Origin of the sequence: Sphaerisporangium sp. NPDC088356 (assembly GCF_040685555.1) — a bacterium.
Lineage (GTDB): Bacteria > Actinomycetota > Actinomycetes > Streptosporangiales > Streptosporangiaceae > Sphaerisporangium.
On the sequence record NZ_JBFBIK010000096.1, the window covers coordinates 22,917 to 29,996 of the forward strand.

The window sequence follows — 7,080 nt, forward strand, 5'->3', positions numbered from 1 at the left end:
CTCGATCGGCCACACAAGGCGCTTACGCGCGAGAACGTCATCGAAAGGCTGAGATGATCCACCACGATGTCGAACGCCGCCTATGGGTGCTTTCTGGACCGTCCTCCTCCTATGTCGTGCATCTCGACGACGCCGACAGACCGCGGGTGCTGCACTGGGGGCCCCGCCTCACCTCCGAGCAGGCGGCCTCGCTGCCGGTGCCGCGACCTCCGTTCCGGCCCGTTGAGGACTCCGCCGAGGGCACACTGGACCTGGCCGCGGCCGGCGGCCTGCTCTATGGGTACGCGGGCCTGCAGGTGCGATTCTCCGACGGCACCCGCGACCTGGAACTCCTCCACACGGGGCAGCACCGTACCGACCGGGAGCTGGTACTGGCGTACGCCGACCGTCACTACCCGCTCACCGTCGAGTGCCACTACCGCCTGTACGACGACAGCGACGTCATCGAACGCCACCTGGTCGTGCGCAACGCGGGCGAGCCCGTCACCGTCGTACGGGCCGACTCCGCCACCTGGGTGCTACCCCGGCTCAACGGCTACAGACTGAGTTCCGTACGCGGCCAGTGGGGCGCCGAGACCCGCCTGCACCGGTCGGAACCACCGTACGGCGAGACCGTGCTGACCAGCCGCCGAGGTGTGACCAGCCACCAGGCCAATCCCTGGGCGATGATCGACGACGGCACGGCGGGCGAGGAGCACGGCGCCGTCTACTCCTGCGCACTGGCCTGGAGCGGAAGCTGGCGGCTCACCGCCCAGCGGCTACCATCCGAGCGGGTGACGCTGTCGGCCGGCGCGGGCCACGACCCGGTGACCTCGGAGCTCGGGACCGGCGAGGATCTGGTCACGCCGACGTGCGCGGGCCTGTACACCGAGGGCGGCTTCGGGGCCGCCAGCCGCGCGTGGCATGACCACCAGCTGCGGCACGTCCTGCCGCACCCCGGCGAAGCGCGACCCGTACTCTACAACTCCTGGGAGGCCACGGGCTTCGACGTCTCGCTGGAGGGACAGATCGGGCTCGCCGAGTCGGCCGCCCGCATCGGCGTCGAGCTGTTCGTGGTGGACGACGGCTGGTTCGGTGCCCGCACCCACGACGCCGCCGGGCTCGGCGACTGGTATCCCAACCCGCGCCGCTTTCCCGACGGGCTCGCACCGCTGATCGGCCGGGTGCACGAGCTGGGCATGCGGTTCGGCCTATGGGTGGAGCCGGAGATGGTCAACCCTGACAGCGACCTGTACCGTGCCCACCCCGACTGGGTGATCCATCGGCCGCACCGCACCCGGACCGAGCACCGCAACCAACTCGTGCTCGACCTCAGCAGGCCGGAGGTCGCCGACCAGCTGTACCAGACCTTGGACAAGCTGCTCGCCAAGAACGACATCGACTTCCTGAAGTGGGACATGAACCGCCCCTTCACCGAGGCCGGGCCGGACGAGCGGCTGTGGACCGGCCACGTCCACGCCCTGTACGACATACTCGACCGGCTGCGGGCCGGGCATCCCCATGTGCGGGTCGAGTCGTGCAGCAGCGGCGGCGGCCGGGTCGACCTCGGCATCCTGCGGCGTACGGATCAGGTGTGGACCTCCGACAACACCGACGCCCCCGACCGGCTGGAGATCCAGCACGGCTTCTCCCAGCTCTACCCGGCACGCGTCATGGGCGCCTGGGTCACCGACACCCCCAATCCCTACACGGGCCGGGAGGTCCCCCTCGGCTTCCGCTTCCATGTCGCGATGGCCGGCGTGCTCGGCATAGGCGGCACCCTGACCGACTGGAGCGAGCCCGATCTGGCGCGGGCCGCCGAACTGATCGCCGCCTACAAGCGGATCCGCCCGCTCGTCCAGCACGGGCGGCAGTACCGCCTGCTGCCGCCGGACGGCGAGTTGTCGGCCGTGCAGTACCTCACCCACGACGGCGGGGAGGTCGCGTTCCTCGCCTTCAGGCGAGCCCGTCGCTTCGGCCACGCAGAGCCGGGCATCCCGCTGCGTGACCTGGACCCGCAGGCCCGCTACCGGGACCCGGCCACCGGCCGGATCCACCACGGCGCCGTCCTGCTGACCCACGGTCTGTTCCCGGACCTGCCCCCCGGGGACTACGCCAGCGTCATGGTCCACCTGATCCGCGATTGACGCGCTCCCCGGCACGAATGCCGGAGATTCTCGCCCGTGCCGCGCGGGTTCATGCGGCACCTCGGTGGCTTCCTGCTTCGTCGGCTGGTGCCACCGCGAGCGCTCATGACATTGGTCCCCTGGCTGTAGTCCTCACCACCTCGCGTCCCGCCTCGCCCTCGCCACACCTGACGCCGGGCGAGCGCGGGACCCCGCGACGCGAGGGTCAGGGTGGCGGGGCGGTGCTGGCGCGCAGGGAGATCGGCGGTGTGAGCAGGACGTGGCGGTCCGGTGCGGCGGGCGCGGCGATCCGCTCGGCGAGAAGTTCGACGGCGCGGTCGGCCATCTCCGAGATGGGGACGTCGGCGGCGGTGAGCGGTGGGTGGAACTCCTCGGCCCAGTGCCGGCCGACCACGCCGGTGACGGAGAAACGCTCGGGCACCGCCTGGCCCAGGCGGCGCAGGGCGCGTTCCATGCCGGGCAGGGCCACCTCGTTGAGGGTGACGATGCCGGTGATCTCCGGCCGTGCGGCGAGGAGGTCCCCGACGCAGCTCTCTCCGGCCATCGTCTCGTCGGCGCAGCAGACCGCCGTCGCGTCGAGTGATCGTGCGGCCGTGGCGGCGGAGAAGCCGGCCAGCCCTCGGCAGGCGGGGCCGTAGCCGGAGTCCAGAAACTCCTGCGGCCGGTTGACGAGGGCGATCGCGCGGTGACCCAGATCGGCCAGGTAGTGCACGCAGCCCGCGATGAGCCGTTCGTAGTCGAGGTCCACCCAGCAGCCCGCGTCGGCGTCGGCGGTATGACCGATCGACACGAAGGGGATATTGGATCGGCGCAGTCTGACGGCGCGCGCGTCACGGAGCCGGATCTCCGTGAGGATCACACCGTCGACGCGGCGGCCGCTGACCATCCGCTCGAAGGAGCGATCGTGTTCGCCACCGCTGGGCGAGAGCAGCACGTCCAGCTCCTGGCGGTCGGCCGCGGCCACGATGCCGGCGACGAGGCCGAGCTGCACGGGGGTCAGCCGCCGCCCCGCAGGGGGGATGACCAGGCCGATCGTACGGGTGCGCCCCTCGGCCAACGCACGGGCGCTGGCATTGGGACGGTAACCTGCCTCGTCGACGACCTGGAGAATGCGGCGGCGGGTCGTCTCGGACACCGCACGCTTGCCACTGAGGGCGTACGAGACGGTGCTTCGCGACACGCCCGCCCGCCTGGCGATCTCCCCGATGTTCACCTGTTCCCCCGTGCTGTCGGCCGATCGCGCTTTTCATCGCCACGTTACTCGAACCGATTCGACAAAACAGGCTAGGCCCCGGTGATACGTCGTGTCAAAGCCGCCGCCGTTCGTGATCGCCGGCGAGGATGAGGTAGGCGCTGGCCGTCCAGGTGTAGGCACGGTCGCGGAGACCTTCACCGGTGCGTGCGTCGAAATTCTCCGCGAAGCCGGACTTTTCGCACAATGTCCGGAACCGTGCGCTGATCTCATCGGCCAATTCGATGTGGCCGGTACGCCGCAGGCCGTCCTCGATGAGGACGGTCGAAGGCGCCCAGATGGGTCCGCGCCAGTAGCCGTCGTCTCGGTAGTGCGGTGATGTGGGCAGCTCGGTCGCCGGGCCGAACGCGGTCAGGTGTCTCTCGATCTGTGCGGCGAGTGCGTTCCGTACCGGTTCAGGCAGCTCTTCTCCCAGGGCGATCGGCATGAGGTCGAGCAGGCTGGAGCTGGACCAGGTCTTTTCGGAGTGCGCACTGCGGGCGACGAACTTCGAGCCGTCCCACAAATCGGTGAGCAGTGCCTCGCGCATCCGGTCCGCGGCGCGGGACCAGTGCTCGGCCGCCTCCGGTGCGCCGAGTCCGGCGGCCAGACGGGCGAGTTCGCGCATCTGGAGAACGAGGAAGGCTGCCAGGTCGGCGCTCTCGACGACGCGTTCGCGGTCGAAGGTGGTGGCGTTGTCCCAGCCGCTGTCGTTGCCGTGCTGGTAATGCGGCAGCTCCCGGCCGGGGGCGCGCCGGGCGTCCAGCCAGAAGCGGGTCCAGCGTTCCAGTAGCCGGTAGGTCTCGGACGGCTCGAGGCCGGAGGGCGGGCGCAGCCGCCGCAGGGCCCAGCCGTGGATGGGTGGTTTCACGAAGTTGTAGAGGATCTCTGAGTGGGTGATGGAGTCGGGAAGCGCGCCGGCGGCGTCCTGGTGGTCGAAGGGCAGCCGGAACTGGTCCCACGCCAGATCGGGCAGTCCGTCGGCCAGGGCGATGGCGTTGAAGCAGTGGTCCCAGCTCCAGACCTTGTCCATCCAGTGCTTGGACATCAGCACCGCGGGGCGGGTGACGAACCCGGCGGGGCGCACGGCGGCCGACCACAACACGTAGGCGGCCAGCTCGGCGGCGGGCGTCCGGTCGCCGCGCCAGGGCGCGACCGCCCCGGTGAAGGCGTCGAACTCGGCGCGCGCCGCCTTGGTCACCTGCTCGAAGGTGGTGTCACTGGCGAAAGGGGCACGGGCGGTCTCGTACTCCTCCACGGCGATCTCCCAGGGCTCGTCCCGGGGAAGGAGGACGCCGCGCTCGGCCGTGCCGAGCGCCTGGTCGCCGATGGGCTCGGCCCGTCCGTTCAGCAAGGTGACGCGGTAGCGGCGCCCGGTCTGGTAGACGGTGAAGACGTAGGACCCGTCTGTGGGGTCCTGGTAGAAGTACGGGCCGCTGAACGGGGTCAGGACTGGGTCGGCGGCCAGCAGGCGGAGCCCGAGGCCGCGGCCGCGCACCCGGACGGTGTCGGTGGTCTCGTAGGCCAGGTCGATCCGGCCGTCGCCGCTGCTCCAGGTGAGCTGGTGCGGGGTGGCGGTGACGGCGGTCTCGACTGTGGGGATCAGCCGCAGGATCGGGTGCATGCCGGTCTGGTGCGAGACCAGGTGCACGTCCTCGGCGTAGACCTTCTCGGCCACCACCGGGGAGAAGGCGAACCAGGATCCGCTGAAGCTGAACGGGATTTCCCGCAGGGAGAACACCGGGCCCGAGGCGGCGGTCATGAAATGAGAATCCCTTCTCCGAAGGTCAGTCCTTGACGGCGCCGGCGGTGACACCGGCGGCGACGTAACGCTGGGCGATGACGAGCAGCAGCGTCGCGGGGATGGAGGCGATCACGGCGGTGGCCATGATGGCGTTCCATTCCTGGTTGTTGTTGCCGATGTAGTGGTAGATGCCGAGCGTGATGGGCTGGTGGTCGCCGCCCTGGTCCAGGGTGCTGGCGAAGATGAAGTCCGACCACGCCCACAGGAAGGTGAACAGCGACACCGTGATGAGGGAGTTGCGGCTGACGGGCAGCACGATGGACCAGAAGGTGCGCACCACCCCGGCCCCGTCGACGCGGGCGGCCTGCAGGAGCTCTTCGGGAATGCCGGACATGAACGCGGTGAGGATGAGTGCCGCGAACGGCACCGCGAGGGTGGAGTCGGCCACGATCAGCCCGGACACGGTGTTGAGCATGCCGGTGTTGAGGAAGATGGCGTAGAAGCCCATCGCCATGATGATGCCGGGGATCATCTGGGCGACCAGCAGCACGAAGCTCAGCGCCCCACCGCCGCGGGGTCGCAGCTTGGCCAGCGAGTAGCCCGCCGGGGCCGCCACGAGCAGGGTCAAGGCGACCGCGCCCAGCCCGACCACCAGGCTGATGCCGAGGTAAGGGAGTTGCTGGTCCAGCACCGCGCGGTAGCCGTCCAGGGTGCCGTCGATGGGCAACCAACTGGGCGGGCTCTTGCGCATGTCCTGTTCCCGGGTGAAGGACACGTTGATCATCCAGTAGACGGGGAACAGCATCACCGCGGTGAGCAAGAGGCCGACACCGGTCTTCCAGTACCTCACGTGAGGTCCCGCCTTCGTTGTGCGCGGATGTAGACCAGGCCGAAGGCGAGAGCCGTCACGATCAGTAGGTTGCCCACGGCCGCGCCAGGTCCGAACGAGGGCACCAGGTTGCCGAACCCGAGGCGGTAGGACCAGGTGGCGAAGGTGGTGGAGGAGCCGCTGGGCCCGCCCTTGGTCATGATCCAGATGATGTCGAACACCTTCAGCGTGTACACCAGGCCGAGCAGCAGCGTGACCGCCGAGACCGGGCGCAGCAAGGGCAGGGTGACCTTCCAGAACTGCTGCCGACCGGTCGCGCCGTCCAGCGCGGCGGCCTCGTAGATGTCCGGGTTGACGGCTTGCAGGCCGGAGTACAGCACCACGAGGTTGAACGGGATGCCGATCCAGATGTTGGCGATGGTCACCGACCACAGAGACCAGTCGGGGGATGTCAGCCAGTTCACCGATCCGAGTCCGATGGCCCTCAGCACGGCGTTGACGACGCCGGAGTCGCTGTTGAGCATCCACGACCAGGTGGAGGCCGACACGATCAGCGGTAGCAGCCACGGGACCAGGAACAACGCCCGCAAGGTGGCCGACAGGTGGAAGTGCTTGGCGAAGAACACCGCCAGCGCCAGCCCGATGGCGAACTGGAAGGCCAGTGACACCAGGGTGAACCCCACTGTGTGCCACAGCGTCGGGCCGAAGCTCGGATCGCTGAGCACCTTGGCGTGGTTGGTGAACCCGGTGAAGGGGGCGTCGCCTTGGACGAAGGAGCGCACGGTGTAGTCGCGCAGGCTCAGCTCGACGTTGCGGAACAGCGGGTAGGCGTAGAAGACCGCCAGATAGACCACGATCGGGGCGAGGAACGCCCACGCCGCCCACTGCCCTGACCTCACGCGTTCCGCCCGGTGACTCCCTCTCATTTCGACGAGGGGATCACCGGGGGCACGCGCCGGCTTTTGTACGACTCGGCTCATGCTTCTACTGGATGGCGGTGGCCGCGGCCGCCTGCGCGTCCGTCATCGCCTCTTGCGCGCTCTTCGACCCGCTCAGCGCCGCCTGCACCGCGCCCCACATCGGCTCGGAGATCTTCGGATACTTGGTGCCGAGGTCGTCGCTGGTACGGCCCTTGGCGGCCTTGACCGCC

General features: G+C 69.4%; 5 protein-coding genes. 1 reads left to right on the forward strand and 4 read right to left on the reverse strand.

Features of this window, described 5'->3' with window-relative positions:
- Positions 1-53 precede the first annotated feature (53 nt).
- Positions 54-2,126, forward strand: a complete 2,073-nt coding sequence (locus AB0O34_RS27685) for an alpha-galactosidase (protein ID WP_363920206.1) — start codon at positions 54-56, stop codon at positions 2,124-2,126.
- A 205-nt stretch (positions 2,127-2,331) separates the two neighbouring features.
- On the opposite strand, the gene AB0O34_RS27690 is transcribed toward AB0O34_RS27685, so the two are convergent.
- The 4 genes from AB0O34_RS27690 to AB0O34_RS27705 form a co-directional block, all read right to left on the reverse strand.
- Complete coding sequence (locus AB0O34_RS27690; protein WP_363920208.1) at positions 2,332-3,339, reverse strand: LacI family DNA-binding transcriptional regulator; 1,008 nt, start codon at positions 3,337-3,339, stop codon at positions 2,332-2,334.
- A 94-nt stretch (positions 3,340-3,433) separates the two neighbouring features.
- Positions 3,434-5,119 carry a trehalase family glycosidase gene (locus tag AB0O34_RS27695; RefSeq protein ID WP_363920210.1) on the reverse strand — a complete coding sequence of 562 codons (1,686 nt, stop codon included), beginning with the start codon at positions 5,117-5,119 and terminating at the stop codon, positions 3,434-3,436.
- Positions 5,120-5,144: 25 nt separating this feature from the next.
- Positions 5,145-5,951 (reverse strand): carbohydrate ABC transporter permease, encoded by an 807-nt coding sequence (locus AB0O34_RS27700; protein ID WP_363920212.1) that lies wholly within the window; start codon positions 5,949-5,951, stop codon positions 5,145-5,147.
- Positions 5,948-6,829 (reverse strand): sugar ABC transporter permease, encoded by an 882-nt coding sequence (locus AB0O34_RS27705; protein ID WP_363920214.1) that lies wholly within the window; start codon positions 6,827-6,829, stop codon positions 5,948-5,950. Before AB0O34_RS27705 ends, AB0O34_RS27700 begins: the two co-directional genes overlap by 4 nt.
- Positions 6,830-7,080 lie beyond the last annotated feature (251 nt).